This window comes from Agrobacterium sp. T29 (genome assembly GCF_006970545.1).
GTDB lineage: Bacteria > Pseudomonadota > Alphaproteobacteria > Rhizobiales > Rhizobiaceae > Agrobacterium > Agrobacterium leguminum.
In genome coordinates, this window is sequence record NZ_CP040640.1 from 1,221,017 (window position 1) to 1,245,475 (window position 24,459).

A 24,459-nucleotide genomic window follows, 5' to 3' on the forward strand; every position below is an offset into this window, starting at 1 on the left:
GGACGCGCTGCCATCAAGCCTGTTATTTTTTGTCCGAGCCTTGTCATGAGTGAACTGAAGACGATTTCCATCCGTGGCGCCCGCGAGCACAACCTCAAGGGCATCGATCTGGACCTGCCGCGCAACAAGCTGATCGTCATGACCGGCCTTTCCGGCTCGGGCAAGTCCTCGCTTGCCTTCGATACGATCTATGCCGAGGGCCAGCGCCGTTATGTCGAAAGCCTCTCGGCCTATGCGCGCCAGTTCCTGGAAATGATGCAGAAGCCGGATGTCGACCAGATCGACGGCCTGTCGCCGGCAATCTCCATCGAGCAGAAGACCACATCGCGCAATCCGCGTTCCACGGTCGGCACGGTCACCGAAATCTACGACTATATGCGCCTGCTGTTCGCGCGTGTCGGCGTGCCCTATTCGCCGGCCACGGGCCTGCCGATCGAAAGCCAGACAGTCAGCCAGATGGTCGACCGCATCCTCGCTTTCGAGGAAGGCACGCGCCTTTATATTCTCGCGCCGATGGTGCGCGGCCGCAAAGGCGAATATAAAAAGGAACTCGCCGATCTGATGAAGAAGGGCTTCCAGCGCGTCAAGGTGGATGGCCAGTTCTACGAAATCGCCGACGTGCCCGCCCTCGACAAGAAATACAAGCACGATATCGACGTGGTGGTCGACCGTGCGGTGGTGCGCCCGGATATGGCCGCGCGCCTTGCCGACAGTCTCGAAACCTGCCTCAAGCTCGCCGACGGTCTGGCGGTCGCGGAATTCGCCGACAAGCCCCTGCCGCCGGAAGAAACCGCCGCCGGCGGCTCCGCCAACAAGTCGCTCAACGAAACCCATGAGCGTGTGCTGTTTTCGGAAAAATTCGCCTGCCCCGTTTCCGGCTTCACCATTCCGGAAATCGAGCCGCGGCTGTTCTCCTTCAACAATCCCTTCGGCGCCTGCCCTAGCTGCGATGGCCTCGGCTCGCAGCAGAAGGTTGATGAAAACCTGATCGTGCCGGAGCCGGCCCGTACCCTGCGCGACGGCGCCATCGCTCCCTGGGCGAAATCCTCCTCTCCCTATTACAATCAGACCCTGGAAGCGCTCGGCAAGGTTTTCGGTTTCAAGCTGTCGAGCAAGTGGTCGGATCTCTCGAAAGAGGCGCAGCACGCCATCCTTCAGGGCACCGATGACAAGATCGAATTCAACTATCAGGACGGCGCCCGCTCCTACAAGACGGTGAAGAATTTCGAAGGCATCGTGCCCAATCTGGAGCGTCGCTGGAAAGAGACCGACAGCGCCTGGGCGCGTGAGGAAATCGAACGCTACATGTCGGCGGCCCCCTGCCCGGCCTGCGCCGGTTACCGCCTGAAGCCGGAAGCGCTCGCCGTCAAGATCAACAGGCTGCATATCGGCGAAGTCACCGAAATGTCGATCCGCACCGCGCGCGACTGGTTCGAGGTACTGCCGGAAAGTCTCAACGCCAAGCAGAACGAGATCGCAGTCCGCATCCTCAAGGAAATCCGCGAACGCCTGCGTTTCCTCAACGATGTCGGGCTGGATTATCTCAGCCTGTCGCGCAATTCCGGCACGCTTTCCGGCGGTGAAAGCCAGCGCATCCGTCTTGCCTCGCAGATCGGTTCGGGCCTCACCGGCGTTCTCTATGTTCTCGACGAACCCTCGATCGGCTTGCACCAGCGCGACAATGCCCGCCTGCTCGATACGCTGAAACACCTGCGCGATATCGGCAATACCGTCATCGTGGTCGAACATGACGAGGATGCCATTCTGACGGCGGATTATGTGGTCGATATCGGCCCGGCCGCCGGTATTCATGGCGGTCAGGTGATCGCTGAGGGCTCACCGCAGGAGGTGATGGCCAATCCGAAATCGCTGACCGGCAAATATCTCTCCGGCGAGCTCGGCGTCGCCGTGCCGGCGGAGCGCCGCAAGCCAAAGAAGGGCCGCGAAATCAAGGTTTTTGGCGCACGCGGCAACAATCTGAAGAATGTCACGGCCGCCGTGCCGCTCGGTGTTTTCACGGCCGTAACCGGCGTATCGGGCGGCGGCAAATCCACCTTCCTGATCGAGACGCTCTACAAGTCGGCGGCTCGAAGGGTGATGGGTGCGCGTGAAATCCCGGCCGAACACGACCGCATCGACGGTTTCGAATTCATCGACAAGGTGATCGATATCGATCAGTCGCCGATTGGCCGCACGCCGCGCTCCAACCCGGCCACCTATACCGGCGCCTTCACGCCGATCCGCGACTGGTTCGCCGGTTTGCCGGAAGCGAAGGCGCGCGGTTATGCGCCGGGCCGTTTCTCCTTCAACGTCAAGGGCGGCCGTTGCGAGGCCTGCCAGGGCGATGGCGTCATCAAGATCGAGATGCACTTCCTGCCTGACGTCTACGTCACCTGCGATGTCTGTCACGGCAAGCGTTACAATCGCGAGACGCTCGATGTCACCTTCAAGGGCAAATCCATCGCCGACGTGCTGGATATGACGGTGGAGGAAGGCGTGGAGTTCTTCGCCGCCGTGCCGGCCGTGCGCGACAAGCTGCAATCGCTTTTCGATGTCGGCCTCGGTTACATCAAGGTCGGCCAGCAGGCCAATACGCTCTCCGGCGGCGAGGCGCAGCGCGTCAAGCTCGCCAAGGAACTGTCTAAACGCTCGACGGGCCGCACGCTCTATATTCTCGACGAACCGACGACCGGCCTGCATTTCCACGACGTCAACAAGCTCCTGGAAATGCTGCATGCGCTGGTCGAACAGGGCAATTCCGTCGTGGTGATCGAGCATAATCTCGAAGTCATCAAGACGGCTGACTGGATCATCGATATCGGACCCGAAGGCGGCACGGGCGGCGGCGAGGTGGTGGCGACCGGCACACCGGAGGACATCGTCAAGGTTGAGCGTTCCTATACCGGTCACTTCCTGAAGGAGCTTCTCGAGCGCCGGCCGGCCGGAAAACGGGAGGCTGCGGAATAATCCGCAGCTTTCGTCGCAAGGGTTCGATAGGCCGAAGGCCGGAGGAGGAACAGCATATGTCGACATCAGGCACGATCCGCACCGGTATCGGCGGCTGGACCTTCGAGCCATGGGAAGGCACTTTTTACCCTGAAAAACTGCCGAAGAAGCGCCAGCTGGAGCATGCGAGCCGGCAGCTCACGGCCATCGAGGTGAACGGCACCTATTACAGCAGCCAGAAGCCGGAAACTTTTGCAAAATGGGCTTCCGAAGTGCCCGAGGATTTCGTCTTCTCGCTAAAGGCAAGCCGTTTCGTCACCAACCGCAGGGTTCTGGCCGAGGCTGGTGAATCGATGACGAAGTTTCTGACGCAGGGGCTGACGGAGCTCGGGTCCCACCTCGGTCCGATCCTCTGGCAATTCGCGCCGACGAAAAAATTCGACGCGGAGGATTTTGGCGCATTTCTGTCCCTGTTGCCCGAGAAGCAGGACGGCATCCGTCTTCGCCATGTCGTCGAGGTACGCAACGAGACATTTCAGGTTCCGGAATTCATCGATCTTCTCGCCAGGCACAAGGTCGCCGTCGTCTGCGCCGACCATCATGATTATCCGATGCTGCCTGATGTGACGGCCGATTTCGTCTACTGCCGCCTGCAGAAGGGCGAGGACGATATCAAGACCTGTTACCCGAAAAAAGACATCGACCATTGGGCCGAGCGGGTAAAGACCTATGCTAAGGGCGCCGTGCCGGACGATCTGCCGCTGATAGCACCGGATCGGAAGGTCGAAAAGACACCGCGCGATATCTTCGCCTTCTTCATCACCGGCGGCAAGGTCAATGCGCCTGTTGGTGCGCAGGAACTGCAAAAGGCGGTCTGAACTCTTTCAGCCCGCCATGTCTTTCGTCGGGCTGAAATCGATGGTCGCGAAAGCGGCCTCGATAACCTCCGGGCCAGCGCCCGGCCGGGTGGCGTCGCTGGAGAGGATTTGCCGGAAACGGCGCGCGCCGGGCATGCCTTGAAACAGCCCGACCATGTGGCGGGTGACGTGGTTGAGACGTCCGCCCGCGGCGATATAGTCGGCGGCATAGGCGATCATCGTGTCACGCAACGCTATCCAGTCCGGCTGGCGAGCCTCTTCGCCATAGATGCGATGGTCGACATCGGCAAGAATGGACGTGTTGTGATAAGCGGCACGGCCGAGCATCACGCCATCCATATGCTGGAGATGCCCGCTCGCCTGATCGAGATCGGCGATACCGCCATTGATGCCGATAAAGACATCAGGGTTTTCCCGCTTCATGCGATAGACGAGATCGTAATCGAGCGGCGGCACTTCGCGGTTTTCCTTTGGCGAAAGCCCCTGCAACCAGGCTTTTCGCGCATGAACCCAGACCGCGTCCGCGCCTGCCGCAACAACCCGTTTCAGAAAATCCGGCAGAACCGCTTCCGGCTGCTGATCGTCCACCCCGATCCGGCATTTCACCGTAACCGGCACGCGGGCGACAGCTTTCATCGCGGAGACACAGTGCGCCACCACCTCCGGCTCGCGCATCAGGCAGGCGCCGAATGTGCCGGACTGCACCCGATCCGACGGACAGCCGACATTAAGGTTGATCTCGTCATATCCGTAATCGCCGGCGATCCGCACCGCCTCGGCAAGTTTGGTCGGATCAGACCCGCCAAGCTGCAGCGCGACGGGATGTTCCTCAGGGTGATAACCGAGCAGTCTGTCGCGCTGGCCATGGATGATGGCATCGGCGACGATCATTTCGGTATAAAGCAGCGCGCGCTTCGACAATTGCCGGTGCAGAAATCTGCAGCGGGTATCGGTCCAGTCGATCATGGGGGCCACGGCGAAGATTTTTTCGCCGCTTGCAAGCGCTTGTCTGTACATGGATTTACCTCTTTGCGCCGGCTTCTACAGCAAAGGACCGTAAAAAGCCAGTTTTGCAGCCAGGGTCATTTTGAACTGGAAATCGGCCCGGAATCGCGGGACAAGAATTGCACCGAAAAAGACGACAGGAAATCGACATGGCCGCCACCGTCATCCCCGCTCCGAAACCCGTTCTGCTGCCCGTTGAAGGCACGGACGACCTCTTCCCCGTACGGCGGGTCTATTGCGTCGGCCGCAATTATGCCGATCACGCCATTGAGATGGGCCACGATCCCTCGCGCGAGCCGCCCTTTTATTTCCAGAAAAACCCGGACAATCTGCTGCCCGCCGGTCAGGATTTCCCCTACCCGCCGCTGTCGTCGAATGTGCACTACGAAGTCGAGTGTGTCGTGGTTCTGAAAAGCGGCGGCGCCGATATCCCGGCGTCCGAGGCGCTGGACCATGTCTGGGGTTACGCCGTCGGTATCGACATGACCCGCCGCGACCTTCAGGACGGCCTGAAGAAGATGGGCCGCTCCTGGGAGGGCGCGAAGGCCTTCGAATATTCCGCACCGGTCTCCCCAATCGTCCCGGCAGACAGGATCGGCCATCCCGCTACGGGCGCGATCTGGCTCGACGTCAATGGCGAACGCAAGCAGACGGGCGATCTTGCCCAGATGATCTGGAAGGTGCCGGAAGTGATTGCCGAGCTTTCCAAGCTGTTCACGCTTGCCGCCGGTGACGTCATCATGACCGGCACGCCGGCCGGCGTCGGCCCCATCGTGCGTGGCGACCGCATCGAATGCGGCGTCGAGGGTGTCGGCACGCTGGGCGTGACGGTTGCCTGAGGCCGTCGAAAAAAAACAAAAAGGGAGGACACCACCATGCCGCTTTACCGCCTCGCCGACCGGGTGCCGCAGACCCCTGCGCCCGATCGCTACTGGGTGGCGCCCGACGCCAATGTCATCGGCTCTGTCACGCTCGGCGAGGATGTCGGCATCTGGTTCGGCGCAACGCTGCGCGGCGATAACGAGCCGATCAGCATCGGGCGCGGCACCAATATTCAGGAAGGCGTGATGGTGCATAGCGATCCCGGTTTTCCCGCCGTCATCGGCGAAATGTGCACCATCGGTCACCATGCCATCGTGCATGGCTGCACCATTGGCGACAATTCGCTCATCGGCATGGGCGCGACGATCCTGAATGGCGCGAAGATCGGTCGCAATTGCCTCGTCGGCGCCAATGCGCTGGTGACGGAGGGCAAGGAATTTCCGGACAATTCCCTGATTGTCGGCTCGCCGGCGCGCGCCATCCGCACGCTGGATGATGAGGCAGCCGCGGGGCTTCGCCGCTCGGCGGAGAAATACATCGAAAACTGGAAGCGCTTTTCGAAAGATCTGGCGATCATCGAAGGATAGGAAACGGCGGGCATCCACGCCCGCCCTGCCCGTGAGCTTAAGCCGAGCAGGCGGCGCAGAGGCCGCGAATTTCAATGGTGGTCTTTTCCGCCTTGAACTTGCTGTCCTTCACCCAGCGCTCGAGGCGGTGGTCGATTTCATGATCGTGGAATTCCGTCACCTGCCCGCAGGATTCGCAGATGGCGAAAGCCACCGTGCCATGGTGGTGCGAGCAGCACTCTGCCTGCGTATGGGTGCAGGCGACAAAGGCGTTAAGGCTCTCGAGCCGGTGCACGAGACCAAACTCCACCAGCTTTTCCAGCGCCCGGTAAACCTGCAGCGGCGCACGAAAACCCTCATCCCGCAGCTTGTCGAGGATCATATAGGCGCTGAGCGGCTGATGCGCGTTTGAGAGGGCATTCATGACCAGCGACTGGTTCTTGGTGAGGTTCTGCTGGGTCTGCGCATTCATGATTTGCCTCCTTCATCCGCGGCGCGGGAAAAACCCGGCGCCGGCAACAGGCTTATAACGAAGAGGATCACCGCGGCAACCACGATGGATGGGCCGGACGGCGTATCGTAGGTGAGCGAGCCGAACAGTCCGCCTACAACGGCGACCGCGCCGATCAGCGAAGCCACCACGGCCATAACCTCAGGCGTGGCGGAAAAACGTCTGGCAGTCGCCGCCGGTATGATGAGCAACGATGTGATGAGCATGATGCCGACCACCTTCATGGCAATGGCGATCACCAGCGCCATCAATAGCGTGAAGATCAGCTTTGCGCGCTCCGGGTTCAACCCCTCGGCCTCGGCCAGCTCCGTATTGACGGTGGAGGCAAGCAGCGACCGCCACAGGAACACCATGGAGACGATGACCACCAGCCCGCCGCCCCAGATCAGGGCGATATCGCTGCGGGTAACGGCGAGAATATCGCCGAACAGGAACGAGACGAGATCGATGCGCACCCAGCTCATGAAAGCGACGATGACGAGACCGATCGCCAGCGCCGAATGGGACAAGATGCCAAGCAATGCATCGGCGGAGAGCGCCTGCCGCCGTTGCAAAAAGAGCAGCAGGATCGACACGGCCGACGCCACCAGAAAGACGCTGACGATGAGGTTGAGCTGCAACAGCAGCGACAGCGCGACGCCGAGCAGCGCCGAATGCGCCATCGTATCGCCGAAATAGGCCATGCGACGCCAGACGACGAAGCAGCCGAGAGGACCGGCAGTGAGCGCAACGCCGATACCGGCGACCATGGCGCGAACGAAGAAATCGTCAAACATGGCGCTCTCCCTGCCGCTGGCCGGGAGGCGTATGGCCCTCATGCTCATGGCCGCAGCCGCATTCGTCATGGCTGTCATAATGGTGGCCGTGGTCATGCATATGACGGTGCCCATCCTCGGGGTGGCAATGATCGGTCACCGAACCATCCGCATGCTGCACCCGACCATCGGGCAGATGGGTATGATCGTGATGGTGGCTATAGACGGCAAGCGCCTTGGCTGCGGCGCCGCCGAACAGCCGCATATATTCCGGGCTCTGGCTCACCGCCTGCGGCGTGCCCCGGCAGCAGACATGGCCGTTCAGGCATATGACGGTGTCGGTTTCGGCCATCACCACATGCAGGTCATGCGAGATTAACAGAATTCCGCAATTATTTGAATTTCTGATATTTTTTATCAGATCATAGAGCGCGATCTCGCCGGAGAAATCGACACCCTGCACGGGCTCGTCAAGAACCAGCAGATCGGGTTTGCGGGCGATGGCGCGGGCCAGAAGCGCGCGCTGGAACTCGCCGCCGGAAAGGTGTTGCACTTCCGCATTGGCGAGGTGCGCAATGCCCGTCGCATTCAGCGCCGCGTCGATTTCGCGGGCTGGCAGCGGCCCGGTCAGCGTCATCAGCCGGCGCACCGAAAGCGGCATGGTCCAGTCCACGGAAAGCTTCTGCGGCACATAACCGACCTTCAGACCGGCAATGCGCGAAACCTCGCCCTCGGTCGGCTTCACCACGCCGATTGCCATTTTCGCGCTGGTGGATTTGCCGGAACCGTTTGGCCCGATCAGCGTGACGATCTCGCCTTTGCTGACGGAAAACTCCACGCCGCGCACCAGCCAGCGGCCGTTGCGCTGCACGCCGGCATTGGCAAGGGAAACAAGTATCTCTTTGCCCCGATGGGCGGAATGAAGCATGGGATTGTCCGTTCGGCGATGTTGCTTACCGCTATTGCATACGTTATAGAGTTACGCAATAAATGTAATAACATAACTATACTTCTTCAAGTGGAGTGCATTTCATGAAATCGTTCCTGATCCCGCTCATGGCATCGGTGGCAATAGCGGCCGCCGCTTCCGGCGCCACCGCCGCGCCCGATGTCGTGGTCTCGATCAAGCCCGTCCATTCCCTCGTCGCCGCCATCATGCGGGGCGTCGGCGAACCGCAGCTCATCGTCGACGGCGCGGCTTCGCCGCACACCTATAATCTCAGACCGTCCAATGCACGCAAGCTGGAAAAGGCCGATGTGGTCTTCTGGGTTGGGCCGGGACTGGAAGCATTCCTGGAAAAGCCGCTCGAAGCGCTTGCCAGCAAGGCAACCGTGGTGGAACTGGAAGACGCAAAGGGTCTGGAAAAGCTGCCCTTCCGCGAAGGCGGCCCCTTTGAAGCACATGACCATGGCGATGAAGGCCACGAGGCGCATGACGGCCACGCTGAAGAGGAAGGCGCGCACGATCATGGACACGACCATGCGGAGGGTCACGAGGACCATGACCACGGCGCATACGATACCCATCTCTGGCTCGATCCCGAAAATGCCAAGGCCATGGCGCAGACGATAGAAACCGCGCTGATCGCCACCGATGCCGGCAATGCCGCGACCTATCAGGCCAATACCAAAAAACTGATCGACGACCTCGATGCGCTCGACGCCGAACTCAAGGAAACGGTCAAGCCGGTGAAGGACAAGCCCTTCATCGTCTTCCACGATGCCTATCAATATTTCGAGCATCGTTACGGCGTGAAGACCGCGGGATCGATCACCGTCAGCCCCGAAACCCTGCCCGGTGCGGACCGCGTCAAGCAGATGCAGGAAAAGGTTCGCCAGCTCGGCGCAACCTGCGTTTTCGCTGAACCGCAATTCGAGCCGAAGCTGATTTCGGTCATCACCGAAGGCACCGCGGCGAAATCGGCGACGCTCGATCCGGAAGCAGCGACACTGGAACCCGGCCCGGACCTCTATTTCAAGCTGATGCGCGGCATTGCAGGCTCGCTGAAGGACTGCCTGTCCTGATGCGCATTGCCGCCCCTAACGCCCCGGTTCCGTCATTCCGGCTTTGAACCGGAATACGGCCGAGGCGTGAATTATCGGAATAATATATATTTCAATACAGTCATTTGCGATTGAAATATAAAGTACTGCATAAGGAAACGAGGCGCGACCATCGCTGGGTAGAGACGTCGCGCCATCAATCGCAAAGCAGCTCGTTACGGCTTCGGCGCCATCGAAGACCAGACAGGGCTGCTGATGCTCTGCAGGGTTTCCGGCGGCGCGCCGTTGATGCGCGCCAGAAGGGCCTTCGCAAGCTCCCTGCCCGCCAGCTTGATATCCTCATTGACGGTGTGGATCTGCGGTTTGATCCAGTTCAGGAACTCGGCGGACTGTTTCGAGACGATATCGATATCTTCGCCGATCCTCACACCTGCCGCTTCGAAACCCGCCACCAGCGCAATGGTGCTGCTGCCGCTGATCGAAACGATGCCGTCGGGACGGTCATCCGATTGCATCAGCCGCTGGCCGAAATCGCGGATTTTTTCGAGCGGCGTTTCGATGGTGATGGCATCCAGCGGAAATTCGCTAAGGCCGAAATCCCTGATTGCCCTCAAGAACCCCTTGCGGGCGTGATCGTGGAACGAAAACCGCGATGGCGGCACAACGACGGCGATCCTTTTGCGTCCGCATTGCGCCAGTCGCTCGACCGCCTCATAGGCATAGGCTTCGTTATCGAAATCATGAAAGGCATGGTCGATGCCCATATCGGACCGCCCATGAGTGACGAAGGGCATGTTGCGCTCGGTCATGAAACGAACGCGCGGATCGTTGGGCTCGATCTTCGAAATAATGACCCCATCCGCCGAACCGGTATCGAGAATATAGCGGATCGGCACCATGGAATCCTTGGCATGGATGTGGGGCGTCACGACCAGATGATATTGTGTTGTGGAAAGAACCTCGGTGATGCCGAAGACCATCTGGCTGGTGAAACCCATCAGTTCTTCATCGACACTCAGCACAAGGGCAATCACATTGGTCTTGCCAGTGCGAAGGCGCACCCCGGCGCGGTTTGGCTGGTAACCGATCTGCCGGGCGATCAGCCGCACGCGCTCCTTGGTTTCAGCGCCGATATCGGGCGCATCCTTCAGTGCGCGCGAGACGGTGGTGATGCCGAGACCCGTCATATAGGCGATTGTCTTCAAGGTCGGACGCTCGCCCGTGGTCGCGGGTATGTCGTTCCTGCCGGATTTACCAGTATCGTTCATGTCATTTCGCCACGCTTTACCGAACGATAATCATAGATAGCTTTTGCTCCGTTGCAAAGGCAAAGGTCTGCGGTCAAAGGCCGGTCTTGTCCGGCTATCGGCCAATTCAGCTAAAACGATATAGGTCCGGAAAATATTTCCCGACTGCGATCCTTTTCTTACGGGGCCAAAAGTCCGAATATCATTGGATAAATACCTCATTATATAGATTAAAAAACGAACATAAATAACTAATATAAAATGATAAAAATCGATAAATTTCGAATGGGACAATGTCATTATCAAGACCGGGCGTTCCCCGGCATTTTTCATGTTATTGATTCCCACTCAAAGGAATGACGGAACGATTGTTTTACGGTAACGTTGCCGAAGGGAGGAAATCGCAAAGCCGGATAAATGTGAGGCAGCCGCTTTGCGAGCGTCCATTCCCCCAGATTCTGACACAAGCCTGCACCATGATGCAGGCCGGTCTTCTTCGAATTCATATTATGCAGGGTCCGATTATGATTTCTTCTTCCTCGCCCGAAACCGTCATCAATCTGGCCGGGTCCTGGCGCCTGACGTCGGTGGAAGGAGACCACGCCACCCAGCTTTCCGTACCGGGCGATATTCACACCGCGCTCAAAAATGCGGGCATCATTCCAGATCCGTATCACGGCGCCAATGAGAAGGCGGTACAATGGGTCGCGCAGCAGGACTGGGTCCTCGAGCGCACATTCATTCTCGATGAGGCGGATGCCAGCTGGTATCTCGATATCGATTACCTCGACACCGTCGCCATCGTCTTCGTCAACGACATCCCGGTCCTGAGCGCCGACAATTGTTTCCGCCGTTACCGCCCGGATGTTTCGCGGGCTGTGCGGCCGGGTGAAAACACCATCCGCATCCATTTCCATTCCAACATCGCGGCCGGCGCGGAACGGCAGGCGCGGCAGCCTTTTTATATTCCTTATCACCCCGGCAACTCACCAATCGCCAATGGCAACATGCTGCGCAAGCCGCAATGCCATTTCGGCTGGGATTGGAATATCGCGATTGCGCCGCTCGGCCTTTACGGCAAAATCCTGCTGAAGCGCCTCGATACAGCCCGCATCGAACATGTCGTCACGTCACAGCACCATGTCGAAGGCGGTGTGGAACTGCATGTGGCCGTCGCGCTGTTTGCCGAAGGCCCGGCCAGCCTGCCGGTATATCTGTCTCTCAACGATGAAAGGCTCAGGCTCGATTGCGGCGTCGGCGCCGGTGAAACGGTGGTGCGCCACGTCTTCTTCCTGGAGAATCCTGAGCTCTGGTGGCCGGCCGGCAGTGGTGAACAGACGCTCTACACGCTGACGGTGGAATTGCCTGATGAGACAGTCACCCGCCAGATCGGCTTCAGGACCATCGAGCTTCTGACGGACAAGGACGAGGCCGGCAGCCGCTTTGCCTTCCGCATCAACGGCCGGGAAATCTTCTGCCGCGGCGCCAACTGGATCCCCGCCGATGCGCTTTATTCGCTCACCAGCCGGGAAAAGACCGAGGACCTTCTATGTTCGGCTGTCGAGGCCAACATGAACATGATCCGCGTCTGGGGCGGCGGGTTCTATGAGGAAGACTGGTTCTACGATCTCTGCGACCGCCTCGGCCTGCTGGTCTGGCAGGATTTCATGTTCGCCTGCAACCTTTACCCCTGCAGCGAGGATTTCCTCGATAATGTCGAACACGAGGTCGATTATCAGGTGAAACGCCTCTCCTCCCATCCCTCCATCGCGCTCTGGTGCGGTGATAACGAGCTGGTGGGTGCGCTGACCTGGTTCGATGAATCCCGCAACAATCGCGACCGTTATCTCGTAGCCTATGACCGCCTGAACCGCACCATCGAACGGGCCCTGAAAAAAGCCGCGCCCGAAGCGCACTGGTGGCCATCGAGCCCGGCCTCCGGTTATCTCGATTATGGCGATGCATGGCACGCGGATGGTTCCGGCGACATGCATTACTGGTCCGTCTGGCACGAGAACAAGTCGTTCGATAATTATCGTTCTGTGAAACCGCGCTTCTGCTCTGAATTCGGTTTCCAGTCCTATACATCCATGCCCGTCATCCGCAGCTATGCGGAGGACAGAGACTTGAACATCGCCTCCCCGGTCATCGAGCTGCACCAGAAGAATGTCGGCGGCAATGAGCGGATTGCGGGCACCATGTTCCGCTACTTCCGCTTCCCGAAGGATTTCGAGAATTTCGTTTATCTCAGCCAGGTCCAGCAGGCGCTGGCGATCCGCACGGCCGTCGATTACTGGCGCTCGCTCAAGCCCCATTGCATGGGCACGCTTTATTGGCAGCTCAACGACACCTGGCCGGTCGCCTCATGGTCGAGCCTCGATCATGGCGGCGGCTGGAAAGCGCTGCATTATGCCGCCCGCCGTTTCTTCCAGCCCGTCACGGTCTCGGCCATACCTTCAGAAGATGGACGCCGGGTGAGCTTCTCCATGGTCAACGACACGGCGGAGGATGTGGAAATCGACATGAACATCGTTGCCCTGACCGTGGACGGCAACCGCGTGCCGCTGAAATCGGCCAACGGCACCTGCGCGACCGACAGGGCCGCCATGCTGACCGATATCGACATGGACAGCCTGCCTGACGGCGCCGTCCTTGCCTGGAGCTTCATCGCTTCCAACGGCATGACCGGCGAAGGCCATCATGTGCGCGATAGCTACAAGGCGCTGGAGCTTCAGCCCGCCGGCCTGACATTCACGACCAACACACTGAAAAACGGCCAGTTCGAAATCGATGTCACCGCCACCGGTCTCGCCCTCTTCGTCATGCTGGAGGCAGATCAGCCCGGACGTTATTCCGACAATCTCTTCGATCTTGCCGCCGGCGAAACGCGCCGCATCATCTTCACCCCGAAAGCGGACGGCCCCCAGCCGCATTTCCGCATCTTCGATCTTCATACCTGCCAATCCTCGCCCAATCCCGGCATTGAAACCATGCGGAGAAAGGCATAACCATCCCTCTCGGGAATGACAGGTGAACCCACGCCTGTCTTCATCGGTTCAAAAGGTTGCCGGGTTCTCCGGCAGCCAGTCATCAGCAAGCGGAGGAAGACCCATGGTTTGGCAACCGGCCGAAAACCGATATGCATCCATGAAATATAATCATTGCGGCAAGACCGGCCTGAAGCTGCCGGCGATTTCGCTCGGCCTATGGCACAATTTCGGCAACGACACGCCGCACCAGACCAAACAGGCCATTTGCCGCCGCGCTTTCGATCTCGGCATCACCCATTTCGATCTCGCGAACAATTACGGCCCGCCGCCCGGCAGCGCCGAAACCGCCTTCGGAGAAATTCTGAAGACGGATTTCAGAGGCTATCGCGACGAGATGATTATCTCTTCCAAGGCGGGTTACAACATGTGGCCCGGTCCTTACGGTGAATGGGGCAGCCGCAAATATCTGATCGCTTCCTGCGACCAGAGCCTGAAGCGCATGGGGCTGAACTACGTCGATATCTTCTATTCCCACCGTTTCGACCCCAATACGCCGCTTGAGGAGACCTGCGGCGCGCTGGACCAGATCGTGCGCTCGGGCAAGGCGCTTTATGTCGGCATCTCGTCCTACAATTCGAAGCGCACCCGCGAGGCCGCCGCGATCCTGAAGGACCTCGGCACGCCCTGCATCATCCATCAGCCGAGCTATTCGATGATCAACCGCTGGATCGAGGAAGACGGTCTCGTCGATACGCTGCAAGAACTGGGCATCGGCTCCATCGTCTTCTCGCCGCTGGCGCAGGGCATGTTGACGACGAAATATCTCGGCGGCGTGCCGGATGGCAGCCGTGCATCGCAGAGCAAGTCTCTCAACCCGGCCTTCCTCAACGAGCGCAATGTCGAGAACATCCGTGCACTCAACAGCATTGCCGAGCGGCGCGGCCAGACGCTGGCGCAGATGGCGATTGCCTGGGTTCTGCGCGGCGGCCGCATCACCTCGGCGCTCATTGGCGCAAGCCGTGTCGAACAGGTCGAGGATTGCGTGAAGGCGCTCGACAAGCCGGATTTCACGGCCGAGGAACTTGCCGAAATCGACCGTTACGCCAAGGAAGCGGATATCAACCTCTGGGCAAAATCCGCCGAACGCGTCTGACTGATGAGAGACCGCCCGGTTCCGCCGGGCGGTCTACACACTGCAAAAGCCGGGCAAAAAACCTCAAAACAAAAGATTAACTCCCGCCCCTAACCGTTAACAACCATTACATAAATGTAATTTTAAATTCAGTTTCCGTTCATTCGTTTATTCGTAAGTTCTCCTCATCGAAACACGAGAGGAAACTTCCATGAAAAAGTTCGTCACCATTCTTCTGGCCGCCACCGTTCTCGCCGCTCCGATGGCTCAGGCGCAAAGCCGCCACGACGATCGCCATCGCGGCGTCACCATCGAGCGTCAGGTCACCACCAAGAAGGTCATCGTCAAGAAGCACCGCTGGGATCGCGGCCAGCGCCTGTCTGCGGGTGAACGCCGCAACGTCATCGACCGCCGCGATTATCGCCGCTATCGCCTTGCCGAGCCGCGCCGCGACCAGCGCTGGGTGCGCGTCGACAACCAGTTCCTGCTCATCAACGCCGTCAGCGGCCTGATCGTCGGCCTCGCCGCCGCCCGCTAATCCAGGCATCAATGAAATGAAAAAGGCCCGCTTTCGCGGGCCTTTTTGTTTGTCGTTTCAGCCGATCAGAAAATGTCGGCGCCGCTGCCCCAAGGGCCATGCGGCTTGTCCACACCGTCGGTGCGTTCGAAGCCATGCGCGCCGAAGAAGTCGCGCTGCGCCTGAATGAGGTTGGCGCTGCCGCGGCCACGGCGATAGGCGTCGAAATAGCCGAGCGCCGAAGCCAGCGCCGAAACCGGCAGGCCGGAGAGAACGGCGTAGGAGACGACACGGCGCAGCGGTGCGTCGGTATCCTTGACGATGCCGGCAAAGGCAGGCGTCACGATGAGGTTAGCCACATGCGGGTCCTTGGTGAAGGCCGACGTGATCTCATCGAGGAATTCCGAGCGGATGATGCAGCCGGCGCGCCAGATGCGGGCAATCGTCGGCATCGGCAGGTTCCAGTTGAACTCCTTGGAAGCGGCCGACATGATGGCGAAGCCCTGCGCATAAGCGCCGACCTTGGCGGCCAGAAGCGCGCTTTCCAGATCGGCGATAAACGCCTTTTTGTCAGCCGGTGCGGGCGCAACGGTCGGCAGGCCGAAGATCTTCTCGGCAGCTTCACGCTCATCCTTCTGCGAAGACAGAATACGGGCAGCCACGGCCGCCTCGATGGCGGTTGCGGCGACGCCCATGTTCTGCGCCTCAATGACCGACCACTTGCCGGTGCCCTTCTGGCCGGCCTTGTCGAGGATCAGATCGACCATCGGCTTGCCGGTGATCGGATCGGCGGCGCGCAGGACCTTCTCGGTGATTTCGATCAGGTAGGAATTCAGGCGGCCCTTGTTCCATTCTGCGAACACATCGGCGATTTCGACGGCACTCATGCCAAGGCCATCACGCAGGATGCCGTAGATTTCGGCGATCATCTGCATGTCGGCATATTCGATGCCGTTATGGATGGTCTTGACGAAGTGGCCGGCGCCGTCATTGCCGAGCCATGCCACGCACGGATCGTTATTGTACTTGGCGGAAATGGAAGTCAGCACCTTCTCGACACGCTTCCAGCTATCCTCGGTGCCGCCGACCATGATCGACGGTCCATGGCGCGCACCTTCTTCACCACCGGAAACGCCCATGCCGATAAAGGTCAGGCCGCTATCCTTCAGATTGTCGAAACGGCGGATCGTATCGCGGAAATTCGCATTGCCGGCGTCGATCATGATGTCGCCGTTGGCGAGGTGCGGTTTCAGGATTTCCATCTGCTGGTCGACCGGATCGCCGGCCTTGATCATGATGATGATCGGGCGCGGAGGGCGAATGGCGGCGACGAATTCCTCGATGGTTTCGCAGGGGATCAACTGTCCCTGCAAGTCCCCAGCCTCGGCGTAGAATTTTTTCGTCGCTTCAGGGGTTCGGTTGAATACGGCAATCTTGTTGCCCTTTTCCGCGATGTTCAACGCCAGGTTCGAGCCCATGACGCCGAGACCGATCAAACCGATTTCTGCCTGTTCCACGGATGTGCCTCCATCTTGCTTTTTGGTGGTCGTGTTGTGGCACTGTAATGAACAAACGGCAAGGCTGGGGGCGACTGAAACGATTAAATTTTGATGACGCAAATCAGCTTTGCATATTTGCGACAGGTCGAGGCCAGTTCAAAACGGCAAGCCCGCCTCGCCTTTTATGATCGTCGGGGCCGGTCGTCACCATCATCCAGCGCCCGCCAGGCGGCCCCGTCCATATCCTCATATTGGCCGGAGCGCACCGACCAGAGGAAGGCGAAAAGGCCAAGCGCTCCTAAAAACAGCGCGACAGGAATGAGATAGATCAGCATGTTCATGCCAGTTGCGCCCCCTCGCCTGCAAATCCGGTCTTCGCTTGGTTCTGAGGACTGACGGTTTCAGCCGTACCGGCAAGACGCAGGGCATTGGCGACAACGATCAGGGACGATGTCGACATGGCGATCGCCGCAATCATCGGCGTCGCATAACCGGCAATCGCAATCGGCACGGCAATGATGTTGTAGCCGATGGCAAGGGCGAAGTTCTGCCGGATCAGCCTTCCTGCCCGCTGCGATGTCTCGATTGCGAAAGGCACGGCATCGAGATCCTCCTGCATGAACACGAAATCGGCGGCCTGCCGGCCGATATCCGCGGCGGTGGCGGGCGCCATGGACACATGCGCGGCAGCAAGCGCCGGCGCGTCGTTGATACCGTCTCCCACCATCAGTACCCTGCGCCCCTCGCCGGCAAGCTCGGCGCAGCGCGCCGCCTTGTCCTTCGGCGACAGATCCGCACGCCAGTTGCCGATCCCCAGCCGCTGCGCCATGGCGCTGACGGCTGCTGCCCGGTCACCCGAAACGATTTCCTGCATCAACCCACGCACTGAGAGGCTGCGCAATGCCGCAACCGCACCCGCCCGCGGATTATCCTCGAAGCCGAAGCTTGCCAGATGCCTGCCATCGAGGGACAGCACCACTTCCGACCGCGCATCGCCATTGTCGACGCTCGCTTCACTTGGGCACGCGAAACGGCGGCTACCGAGCCGGTAGGTTCCGGCTTCCGTCTCCGCCTCGACGCCGGAGCCCGGAATTTCCCGTACCGCCTCATAGGTCGGCACAGCGCCGCTATAGGCAGCATGCAGGGCTTTCGACAGGGGATGACGCGAATGGGCGGCAAGCCCCGCTGCAACCGCCATGGTGGCAGGCTTCACATCGCCGGTCTCGACCAATCTCGGTTTTCCGACGGTCAGGGTGCCGGTCTTGTCGAACAGCACGGTATCGATTTCGGCCAGCCGCTCCATGGCCGAGCCTTCCTTGACCATGATGCCGTGCCGGAAAAGCCTTCCGGCGGCCACCACCTGCACCACGGGAACGGCAAGACCAAGCGCGCAGGGGCAGGTGATGATGAGAACCGCAATAGCGATCAGCATCGCCTGTTTCCAGTCGCCACCGAAAATGCCCCAGCCGAGAAACGTCACCAGCGCAAGAAGATGCACCACGGGAGAATAATAGCTCGCGGCACGATCTGCGATACGGCGGTAACGCGCCCGCCCGCCTTCGGCCGCTTCCATCAGCCCGATCACTTCGGAGAGGAAGGAATCCTTCGCCGATGCCGTCACCCGCGCAGTCAGCGAACCGGTGAGGTTGAGCGTACCGGCCTGAAGACTGTCGCCTGCCGCAACGCGGCGTGGCGCGCTTTCGCCGTTGACGATGGACATGTCGAGATCGCTGCTGCCGGAGACGACCACGGCATCCACCGCCACCCGGTCCCCGGCCGCAATCGTAATCGACATTCCCGGCTGGATATCGGCAAGCGGCCGATACTCCCGCGTTCCATTCTCACCGATCACCGTTGCCCCGCGCGGCGAAAGACGGGCAAGCCCGGCAATGGCCGAGCGCGCCTTGTCGCGCATGATATGGTCCAGCGTTCGGCCGATCAGCAGGAAGAACAGCAGCGACACGGTCGCATCGAACCAGGCATGTTCGCCGTGATGGATCGTCTCCCACAGCGAGACGGCATAAGAGAGCGTGATGGCAAGCGCGATCGGCACGTCCATATTAGTGCGGCCATGTTTCAGCGCATTCCAGGCCGACTGGTAAAAGAAACGACCGCCATAGATCAGCGCCGGCGCGGCGATCATCGCCGAAATCCAGTGGAACATGTCGCGCGTCGCAGCATCCGCCCCCGACCAGACGGAGACGGACAGAAGCATGATATTGGCGGAAGCAAAGCCGCACAGCGCCACCGCCCTTATCAGCTGCGAACGCAAGGCGTCCGAGGCATCCTGCCCGCTGGCGAAAAGATGTGTGCGGTATCCCGTCGACAGGATTGCGCGGGCAATATCGGCGGGATCGGTCCTGACGCCGTCGACTTCTTCTTTCCAGACGACCGCCACGCGTTTGGAAGACAGGTTCACGCGCGCCCGCTCCACTTGGCGCAGACGGCCGAGCGCGGTCTCGATGGTGGTGATGCAGGCGCCGCAATACACATCCGGCACGCTGAGATCGGTCTGGCGCAACCCCTGCCCCAGATCGCGGCTCGCCAGCAGCAATTCCTCCGACGATGGCGGATTGACCGGCTCGCCGAGTTGCAGTGATCCTTCCGTTCCCGGTGCGCAGCAGCTCATTTGCGCCCCCTGATGACGGCGATCCGCGTGCCCTCATGCACGATGATCCGGCCGTCCCTGACGGCGGTAACCTCGACGATCCATTGGCCCGGCAACATGTCATGCGGGCCGGTGAAGACACCGGTGGAAACCGGGGTCAGTTCCATGTCGAAATTCTGGCGTTCCCCGACAGGTCGGCGAAAATGCGCCGTCACCTTATCCGTGTCGACCGGGCCGGTGTCGGGATGAAACACCTCGTAACGCACCGTCGTTTCATCCACGATGAGCTTGCCCTTGATACCGGTCGCAGCCCTTGCCTTGGCGGCTTCCGCCTTAGCGTTGAACTGCTGGCTGGCCACATAGGTATTGGGCACGACAAGCCCGCTCCAGCTGTTGACCGCGTTCCAGGCCATCACCATGTTGACGGTGATGACGGTGCCGAAAAACAGCAACATGACACCCAGCATATGCCAGCCGGTGAACGTGAAACCGGACGTCTGGCGATTGTTCACGGTCATTTTTTCACTCCCGGAGCGTTGAAGACAGCATCGTAGCGGGCCGTCTCATGGCCGCCCGTATCGCTGACGATGAATTCGAAATTTTCCGCCGCCCGCGCAACATCTTTGCCCGGCAGGGTGACGAAGACCTTCAGCGTCGTCGCCTCGTCCGGCTCCACCGTCACCTCGAAGGTGCGTGCGGCCGTGTCCGGCATGCCGTTGATCTTCATCACCGCATTCGGAATGCCCTCGATGGTCAGGCTCATTATGCGCGGCTGCGGCACCATGTTGAGAATGCGCACCGTATAGCCGTTGCGAATGGAGCCGTTCGATTCCAGCACATATTGCGGATTGCGGTCATGCAGCACATTCAGCGCCAGCCGCTCGCGCGTCACCAGCGCAAACAGCATGCCGATGCCGACCGCCGACCATATGGCCGTGTAAAGCAGCGTGCGCGGCCGGAAGACGATGCGCCAGTTGAAGTGGCGGATGCTCTTCCTGAAACTGCCATCCTCCTCGCGCACATTGGCGGGGCGGATGGAATGCTCACCATTGCCGGTCGCCAGCGCCATGTTGGACTGGTATTCGGAAAGCGTCGCATAGGCAATCAGCCCGCGCGGCTTGCCGATCTTGTCCATCACCCCGTCGCAGGCATCGATGCAGAGCGCACAGGTGATGCATTCCAGCTGCTGCCCGTCCCTGATGTCGATGCCCATGGGACAGACCGCGACGCAGGCATTGCAATCGACGCAATCGCCGATGCTCTCCCCTGCCGCCGCAGCCTTCTTGGCATGCCGCGAGCGCGGTTCGCCGCGCCAGTCATTATAGGTGACGACAAGCGAATTCTCATCCAGCATCGCCGCCTGAATGCGCGGCCAGGGACACATATAGGTGCAGACCTGTTCCCGCATCAGCCCGCCGAAGACATAGGTGGTGGCGGTGAGGATGGCGACGGTGGAATAGGCGATCATCGGCGCCTGCCCGGTCATGAACTGCATGGCCAGCGTCGGTGCATCGGCGAAATAGAAAATCCATGCGCCGCCGGTCAGAACGCCGATCACCAGCCAGATCGCATGTTTCAGCACCCGCTTGCGCAATTTGCCGAATGTGAAGGGCGCGGCATCCAGTTTCATGCGCGCATTCCTGTCGCCCTCTATCGCCCGTTCGACCACCAGAAACAGGTCGACCCAGACGGTCTGCGGACAGGTGTAACCGCACCATGCGCGCCCGACAGCGGAAGTGACGAGAAAGAGCCCAAGCCCGGCCATGACCAGCAATCCGGCGACGAAGAAGAACTCCTGCGGCCAGATTTCGATGAAGAAGAAATAAAAGCGCCGGTTGGCGATATCGATCAGCACCGCCTGATCCGGCGCATAGGGACCGCGATCCCAGCGCAGAAACGGCGTCAGATAATAAATGCCGAGCGTGACCAGCATCACCAGCCATTTGAACCGCCGAAACCGCCCCTCAGCGCGCTTGGGAAAAATCTTCCTGCGTGCTTCGTAGAGCGGTTTGCGCGTTTTTGCGGAATTGACGGCTTCCGCTTCCAGCCTTTCGACAGGCTGTTGCGGGCGATCCTGTCCGGCGCGATAGATGTTCATGATAGGAGTCCGTTTTTATCTCCTTGCTTTCTCCCATCTCCCCGGTGAAACATCCTTGACTTACATCAAGTGACGACAAAGTGGCGCAGATGGGAACGCGCCGCCAAGGGAGGATGAAATGCCTGTCATGCAGTCGAGAATCATTCATCTGTCGGTCGAAAAACCCTGGAGCCACGTCTATGACTTCGCCTCCAACCCGCAGAACATGCCCCGTTGGGCCGCAGGCCTTGCGGGCGGCCTCACACCGGACGGCGAGGACTGGATCGCCGAGGGCGGGCCGCTTGGCGAAGTGCACGTCAATTTCGCGCCCGCAAACGAGTTCGGCGTCATCGACCATGTCGTGACATTGCCGGATGGCGTGAAGGTTTATAACGCGCTACGGGTAACGCCGAATGGCAGCGGTACGGAGGTGAGTTTCACCCTGCTTCGCCTTCAGGGCATGACGGACGAGGATTTCGAGCAGGACGCAAAAGCTGTCACGACCGATCTCGAAACGCTGAAGGCGCTGCTCGAAACGGATTGATGGAGGAAGCATGACCACGAATACGAACGACCGGCGGATCGACTATGTCGAATTCAACGTCGCCGATATCGAACGCAGCAAGGAATTTTACGGCGGCGCCTTCGGCTGGTCCTTCAAGGATTACGGTCCGCAATATTGCGAATTTTCCGATGGCCGGCTGACCGGCGGTTTCACCACCACCGCGCCGGTCTCGGCAAAGGGCGGACCGCTCGTCATTCTTTACGCCACCGATATCGAGGATGTGCAACGACGCGTCGAAGCCGCCGGCGGGCAGATCAGCGTCGCAATCTTCGAGTTTCCGGGCGGGCGGCGTTTTCACTTCACCGATCCGGACGGATATGAGCTGGCCGTGTGGTCGGACAAATAAAAAAGGGCCGCATAGCGGCCCTTTTAGTGTGATGGCAAAGCTTCTTTACACTCGACGTCATCCTTGGGCTTGTCCCAAGGATCTAATCACGTCCAATTAAATCGAGACGTTGCAGATGCTCGGGACAGGCCCGAGCATGACGGAAGAGAGCTTTCAGGCCGCTGTCATCTCTCCGCGGGGGGCATGACACGGCCTTCTCCATTTCCTGTCTTTGCTATCACTCGCCGCCGCCAAGCGAGTGCACGAAGATCGCAAGCTGCTTGACCGTCGTATCGCCGAGACGCTCACCCCAGGCGGGCATGACCCCGTGCTTGGGCGAACGGATCTGCGCGACGATACCTTCCTCCCCATGCGACTTCAGCCAGATCGCGTCGGCCAGATTGGGCGCGCCGAATTCGCGATTGCCCTTGGCATCTTCCCCGTGGCAGGAGGCGCAATTGTCGGCAAAGAGCTGCTTGCCGGGCTCCACCAGCGCCGGGTTGGAGGGGGTGCCGGTGAGACTGACGACATAGGCGGCAACCTCGCGGATTTCATTCGACTGGAGGATATCGCTAAAGGCCGGCATTTCCGAAGCACGCGTATCCGCATCGTCGGCAAAACGAATGCCGTGCTTCACCGTCGTATAGATGTCGTCGACGCTGCCGCCCCACATCCAGTCGTCATCGTTGAGGTTGGGATAGCCCTGCCCGCCTTCCGCGCCCGAACCGTGACACTGAATGCAATTGACCTTGAAAGCGGCAGCGCCGCCGGAAAGGGCAAATTGCATCAGGGTCGGGTCGGCCTGAATTTCGGCAAGCGACGAATTGGCGATCTTGTCGACAAAGACGCTCTGCGACTGTTTTGCGTCGGCAATTTCGGCGGCAATATCGCCGCGGCTGTTCCAGCCGAGCAACCCTTGCGTCGCCCCATTGATCAGCGGCCATGCCGGATAGGCGATGGTGTAGCCGATGGCCCAGAGGATCGTGAAATAGAAGGTCCAGACCCACCAGCGCGGCATGGGATTGTTCAGCTCGCGGATACCGTCCCATTCATGGCCGGTGGTTTCGACGCCGCTGATGTCATCAATGTGTTTTTCGGACATATCCTAGTCCTCCTTGAGCGGAATGCTGGCGGCATCGTCCGCGGCTTGTCTGGATCCGGGGCGAAGGGTGAAAACGACGACGCCGGCAAAGAACAGGGTCATGGCAAGCAGACCCCAGCTATCAGCGAAGTGGCGCATGGCCGTGTAGGTTTCCATGGCTTAAACCTCCTCACCGGTATCCGGCGGCATCGTCATAGGTCGAGAAATCGACCAGCGTGCCGAGCATCTGCAGATAGGCGACCAGCGCATCCATTTCGGTAAGCCTGGCCGGATCGCCGTCGAAATCGCCCACCTTCGCCTTCGGATAACGCGCCAGAAGTTCCGACGAATCCGCATTCGGGTCGGCCTGGGCGGCAAGATCGGCAGCGGATTTTTCGATCATCTCGTCACTATAGGGCACGCCGACGGCGCGGTTGGCCTTCAGCTCCATGGAAACGTCGGTGATCTTCAGCGGCGTGGTCTTCAGGAACGCATAGGAGGGCATGATCGATTCCGGCACCACCGAACGCGGATCGGCCAGATGCTGCACGTGCCACTCGTTCGAATAACGATCGCCGACGCGCGCAAGGTCAGGCCCCGTGCGCTTGGAACCCCACTGGAACGGGTGGTCGTACATGGATTCCGCCGCCAGGCTGTAATGCCCGTAACGCTCCACCTCGTCGCGGAACGGCCGGATCATCTGGCTGTGGCAGACATAACATCCCTCGCGGATGTAGATGTTGCGCCCGGCCAGCTCCAGCGGCGTGTAGGGTCGCATGCCCTCCACCTTCTCGATGGTATTTTCGAGATAAAAGAGCGGTGCGATTTCAACGATGCCGCCGATGGAAACGACCAGCAGGGAACCGACCAGAAGCAGCGTCGCGTTGCGTTCGATGACGGCGTGTTTGTCAAGAATGGACATGGGCCCCCT

The 24,459-nt window shown here is 60.0% G+C and carries 23 protein-coding genes; 10 read left to right on the top strand and 13 right to left on the bottom strand.

Features of this window, described 5'->3' with window-relative positions:
• Positions 1–45: 45 nt before the first annotated feature.
• Positions 46–2,967: an excinuclease ABC subunit UvrA gene (uvrA, locus tag FGF54_RS06205; protein ID WP_142779210.1), complete on the top strand. Its 2,922-nt coding sequence runs from the start codon at positions 46–48 to the stop codon at positions 2,965–2,967.
• A gap of 56 nt (positions 2,968–3,023) precedes the next feature.
• On the top strand, positions 3,024–3,824 hold the full coding sequence (locus tag FGF54_RS06210) for a DUF72 domain-containing protein (RefSeq protein ID WP_142779211.1): 801 nt from the start codon (positions 3,024–3,026) through the stop codon (positions 3,822–3,824).
• A 6-nt stretch (positions 3,825–3,830) separates the two neighbouring features.
• On the opposite strand, the gene dusA is transcribed toward FGF54_RS06210, so the two are convergent.
• A complete protein-coding gene (dusA, locus tag FGF54_RS06215) occupies positions 3,831–4,841 on the bottom strand; it encodes a tRNA dihydrouridine(20/20a) synthase DusA (RefSeq protein WP_142779212.1) in 1,011 nt (336 codons plus the stop codon).
• A gap of 137 nt (positions 4,842–4,978) precedes the next feature.
• Between dusA and FGF54_RS06220 the strand changes: the two genes are divergently transcribed.
• Together FGF54_RS06220 and FGF54_RS06225 are read left to right on the top strand one after the other, a co-directional pair.
• Positions 4,979–5,668, top strand: a complete 690-nt coding sequence (locus FGF54_RS06220; RefSeq protein ID WP_080816991.1) for a fumarylacetoacetate hydrolase family protein — start codon at positions 4,979–4,981, stop codon at positions 5,666–5,668.
• 36 nt (positions 5,669–5,704) lie between these two features.
• On the top strand, positions 5,705–6,238 hold the full coding sequence (locus FGF54_RS06225) for a gamma carbonic anhydrase family protein (RefSeq protein WP_003525039.1): 534 nt from the start codon (positions 5,705–5,707) through the stop codon (positions 6,236–6,238).
• 37 nt (positions 6,239–6,275) lie between these two features.
• Here the strand turns inward: FGF54_RS06225 and zur are convergent, their stop codons facing one another.
• Genes zur through znuC form a run of 3 tightly spaced genes read right to left on the bottom strand, consistent with a single transcriptional unit; the run spans position 6,276 to position 8,411 of the window.
• Complete coding sequence (zur, locus tag FGF54_RS06230; RefSeq protein WP_020809932.1) at positions 6,276–6,689, bottom strand: zinc uptake transcriptional repressor Zur; 414 nt, start codon at positions 6,687–6,689, stop codon at positions 6,276–6,278.
• Complete coding sequence (gene znuB / locus FGF54_RS06235; protein ID WP_142779213.1) at positions 6,686–7,504, bottom strand: zinc ABC transporter permease subunit ZnuB; 819 nt, start codon at positions 7,502–7,504, stop codon at positions 6,686–6,688. The genes zur and znuB overlap by 4 nt, the downstream gene beginning before the upstream one ends.
• On the bottom strand, positions 7,497–8,411 hold the full coding sequence (znuC, locus tag FGF54_RS06240) for a zinc ABC transporter ATP-binding protein ZnuC (protein ID WP_142779214.1): 915 nt from the start codon (positions 8,409–8,411) through the stop codon (positions 7,497–7,499). Before znuC ends, znuB begins: the two co-directional genes overlap by 8 nt.
• A gap of 104 nt (positions 8,412–8,515) precedes the next feature.
• Here znuC and znuA point away from each other — a divergent pair, with 104 nt between their 5' ends.
• Positions 8,516–9,508 (top strand): zinc ABC transporter substrate-binding protein ZnuA, encoded by a 993-nt coding sequence (gene znuA / locus FGF54_RS06245; protein ID WP_142779215.1) that lies wholly within the window; start codon positions 8,516–8,518, stop codon positions 9,506–9,508.
• Positions 9,509–9,702: 194 nt separating this feature from the next.
• Here znuA and FGF54_RS06250 read toward each other — a convergent pair whose 3' ends face one another.
• A complete protein-coding gene (locus tag FGF54_RS06250; protein WP_168208022.1) occupies positions 9,703–10,755 on the bottom strand; it encodes a LacI family transcriptional regulator in 1,053 nt (350 codons plus the stop codon).
• Positions 10,756–11,243: 488 nt separating this feature from the next.
• Here FGF54_RS06250 and FGF54_RS06255 point away from each other — a divergent pair, with 488 nt between their 5' ends.
• The 3 genes from FGF54_RS06255 (at position 11,244) to FGF54_RS06265 (ending at position 15,394) form a co-directional block, all read left to right on the top strand.
• The gene (locus FGF54_RS06255; RefSeq protein ID WP_168208023.1) at positions 11,244–13,742 is read left to right on the top strand and encodes a glycoside hydrolase family 2 protein; all 2,499 of its coding nucleotides are present in this window, start codon (positions 11,244–11,246) and stop codon (positions 13,740–13,742) included.
• Between the two features lie 103 nt (positions 13,743–13,845).
• On the top strand, positions 13,846–14,877 hold the full coding sequence (mgrA, locus tag FGF54_RS06260; protein ID WP_142779217.1) for an L-glyceraldehyde 3-phosphate reductase: 1,032 nt from the start codon (positions 13,846–13,848) through the stop codon (positions 14,875–14,877).
• Positions 14,878–15,067: 190 nt separating this feature from the next.
• Positions 15,068–15,394 (top strand): RcnB family protein, encoded by a 327-nt coding sequence (locus FGF54_RS06265; RefSeq protein WP_142779218.1) that lies wholly within the window; start codon positions 15,068–15,070, stop codon positions 15,392–15,394.
• Between the two features lie 65 nt (positions 15,395–15,459).
• Here FGF54_RS06265 and gndA read toward each other — a convergent pair whose 3' ends face one another.
• The 5 genes from gndA to ccoG all read right to left on the bottom strand — a co-directional run bounded on the left by gndA (position 15,460) and on the right by ccoG (position 21,578).
• Positions 15,460–16,890 carry an NADP-dependent phosphogluconate dehydrogenase gene (gene gndA / locus FGF54_RS06270; RefSeq protein WP_003525022.1) on the bottom strand — a complete coding sequence of 477 codons (1,431 nt, stop codon included), beginning with the start codon at positions 16,888–16,890 and terminating at the stop codon, positions 15,460–15,462.
• 164 nt (positions 16,891–17,054) lie between these two features.
• The gene (gene ccoS, locus FGF54_RS06275) at positions 17,055–17,213 is read right to left on the bottom strand and encodes a cbb3-type cytochrome oxidase assembly protein CcoS (protein WP_003502794.1); all 159 of its coding nucleotides are present in this window, start codon (positions 17,211–17,213) and stop codon (positions 17,055–17,057) included.
• Positions 17,210–19,501 (bottom strand): cation-translocating P-type ATPase, encoded by a 2,292-nt coding sequence (locus FGF54_RS06280; protein WP_142779219.1) that lies wholly within the window; start codon positions 19,499–19,501, stop codon positions 17,210–17,212. Before FGF54_RS06280 ends, ccoS begins: the two co-directional genes overlap by 4 nt.
• A complete protein-coding gene (locus FGF54_RS06285; protein WP_142779220.1) occupies positions 19,498–19,998 on the bottom strand; it encodes a FixH family protein in 501 nt (166 codons plus the stop codon). The genes FGF54_RS06280 and FGF54_RS06285 overlap by 4 nt, the downstream gene beginning before the upstream one ends.
• Positions 19,995–21,578, bottom strand: a complete 1,584-nt coding sequence (ccoG, locus tag FGF54_RS06290; RefSeq protein WP_142779221.1) for a cytochrome c oxidase accessory protein CcoG — start codon at positions 21,576–21,578, stop codon at positions 19,995–19,997. The genes FGF54_RS06285 and ccoG overlap by 4 nt, the downstream gene beginning before the upstream one ends.
• Before the next feature lie 118 nt (positions 21,579–21,696).
• On the opposite strand from ccoG, the gene FGF54_RS06295 reads away from it, so the two are divergent.
• Positions 21,697–22,101 carry an SRPBCC family protein gene (locus FGF54_RS06295; RefSeq protein WP_142779222.1) on the top strand — a complete coding sequence of 135 codons (405 nt, stop codon included), beginning with the start codon at positions 21,697–21,699 and terminating at the stop codon, positions 22,099–22,101.
• Positions 22,102–22,111: 10 nt separating this feature from the next.
• Positions 22,112–22,468 (top strand): VOC family protein, encoded by a 357-nt coding sequence (locus FGF54_RS06300; RefSeq protein ID WP_142779223.1) that lies wholly within the window; start codon positions 22,112–22,114, stop codon positions 22,466–22,468.
• Positions 22,469–22,685: 217 nt separating this feature from the next.
• Here FGF54_RS06300 and ccoP read toward each other — a convergent pair whose 3' ends face one another.
• Genes ccoP through ccoO form a run of 3 tightly spaced genes read right to left on the bottom strand, consistent with a single transcriptional unit; the run spans position 22,686 to position 24,450 of the window.
• Complete coding sequence (gene ccoP / locus FGF54_RS06305) at positions 22,686–23,549, bottom strand: cytochrome-c oxidase, cbb3-type subunit III (protein WP_142779224.1); 864 nt, start codon at positions 23,547–23,549, stop codon at positions 22,686–22,688.
• A 3-nt stretch (positions 23,550–23,552) separates the two neighbouring features.
• On the bottom strand, positions 23,553–23,705 hold the full coding sequence (locus FGF54_RS06310; RefSeq protein ID WP_003525003.1) for a CcoQ/FixQ family Cbb3-type cytochrome c oxidase assembly chaperone: 153 nt from the start codon (positions 23,703–23,705) through the stop codon (positions 23,553–23,555).
• Positions 23,706–23,718: 13 nt separating this feature from the next.
• A complete protein-coding gene (gene ccoO / locus FGF54_RS06315) occupies positions 23,719–24,450 on the bottom strand; it encodes a cytochrome-c oxidase, cbb3-type subunit II (protein WP_142779225.1) in 732 nt (243 codons plus the stop codon).
• Positions 24,451–24,459 lie beyond the last annotated feature (9 nt).

What these genes read in the sequence shown, in the direction of transcription:
- FGF54_RS06295 (WP_142779222.1), top strand. Translation starts at nt 21,697, where the DNA reads ATGCCTGTCATGCAGTCGAGAATCATTCATCTGTCGGTCGAAAAACCC.
- znuA (WP_142779215.1), top strand. Translation starts at nt 8,516, where the DNA reads ATGAAATCGTTCCTGATCCCGCTCATGGCATCGGTGGCAATAGCGGCC.
- FGF54_RS06255 (WP_168208023.1), top strand. Translation starts at nt 11,244, where the DNA reads ATGCAGGGTCCGATTATGATTTCTTCTTCCTCGCCCGAAACCGTCATC.
- FGF54_RS06210 (WP_142779211.1), top strand. Translation starts at nt 3,024, where the DNA reads ATGTCGACATCAGGCACGATCCGCACCGGTATCGGCGGCTGGACCTTC.
- mgrA (WP_142779217.1), top strand. Translation starts at nt 13,846, where the DNA reads ATGGTTTGGCAACCGGCCGAAAACCGATATGCATCCATGAAATATAAT.
- FGF54_RS06300 (WP_142779223.1), top strand. Translation starts at nt 22,112, where the DNA reads ATGACCACGAATACGAACGACCGGCGGATCGACTATGTCGAATTCAAC.
- ccoO (WP_142779225.1), bottom strand. Translation starts at nt 24,450, where the DNA reads ATGTCCATTCTTGACAAACACGCCGTCATCGAACGCAACGCGACGCTG.
- FGF54_RS06310 (WP_003525003.1), bottom strand. Translation starts at nt 23,705, where the DNA reads ATGGAAACCTACACGGCCATGCGCCACTTCGCTGATAGCTGGGGTCTG.
- znuC (WP_142779214.1), bottom strand. Translation starts at nt 8,411, where the DNA reads ATGCTTCATTCCGCCCATCGGGGCAAAGAGATACTTGTTTCCCTTGCC.
- zur (WP_020809932.1), bottom strand. Translation starts at nt 6,689, where the DNA reads ATGAATGCGCAGACCCAGCAGAACCTCACCAAGAACCAGTCGCTGGTC.
- ccoS (WP_003502794.1), bottom strand. Translation starts at nt 17,213, where the DNA reads ATGAACATGCTGATCTATCTCATTCCTGTCGCGCTGTTTTTAGGAGCG.
- FGF54_RS06220 (WP_080816991.1), top strand. Translation starts at nt 4,979, where the DNA reads ATGGCCGCCACCGTCATCCCCGCTCCGAAACCCGTTCTGCTGCCCGTT.
- dusA (WP_142779212.1), bottom strand. Translation starts at nt 4,841, where the DNA reads ATGTACAGACAAGCGCTTGCAAGCGGCGAAAAAATCTTCGCCGTGGCC.
- uvrA (WP_142779210.1), top strand. Translation starts at nt 46, where the DNA reads ATGAGTGAACTGAAGACGATTTCCATCCGTGGCGCCCGCGAGCACAAC.
- znuB (WP_142779213.1), bottom strand. Translation starts at nt 7,504, where the DNA reads ATGTTTGACGATTTCTTCGTTCGCGCCATGGTCGCCGGTATCGGCGTT.
- FGF54_RS06225 (WP_003525039.1), top strand. Translation starts at nt 5,705, where the DNA reads ATGCCGCTTTACCGCCTCGCCGACCGGGTGCCGCAGACCCCTGCGCCC.
- ccoG (WP_142779221.1), bottom strand. Translation starts at nt 21,578, where the DNA reads ATGAACATCTATCGCGCCGGACAGGATCGCCCGCAACAGCCTGTCGAA.
- FGF54_RS06280 (WP_142779219.1), bottom strand. Translation starts at nt 19,501, where the DNA reads ATGAGCTGCTGCGCACCGGGAACGGAAGGATCACTGCAACTCGGCGAG.
- ccoP (WP_142779224.1), bottom strand. Translation starts at nt 23,549, where the DNA reads ATGTCCGAAAAACACATTGATGACATCAGCGGCGTCGAAACCACCGGC.
- FGF54_RS06265 (WP_142779218.1), top strand. Translation starts at nt 15,068, where the DNA reads ATGAAAAAGTTCGTCACCATTCTTCTGGCCGCCACCGTTCTCGCCGCT.
- FGF54_RS06285 (WP_142779220.1), bottom strand. Translation starts at nt 19,998, where the DNA reads ATGACCGTGAACAATCGCCAGACGTCCGGTTTCACGTTCACCGGCTGG.
- FGF54_RS06250 (WP_168208022.1), bottom strand. Translation starts at nt 10,755, where the DNA reads ATGAACGATACTGGTAAATCCGGCAGGAACGACATACCCGCGACCACG.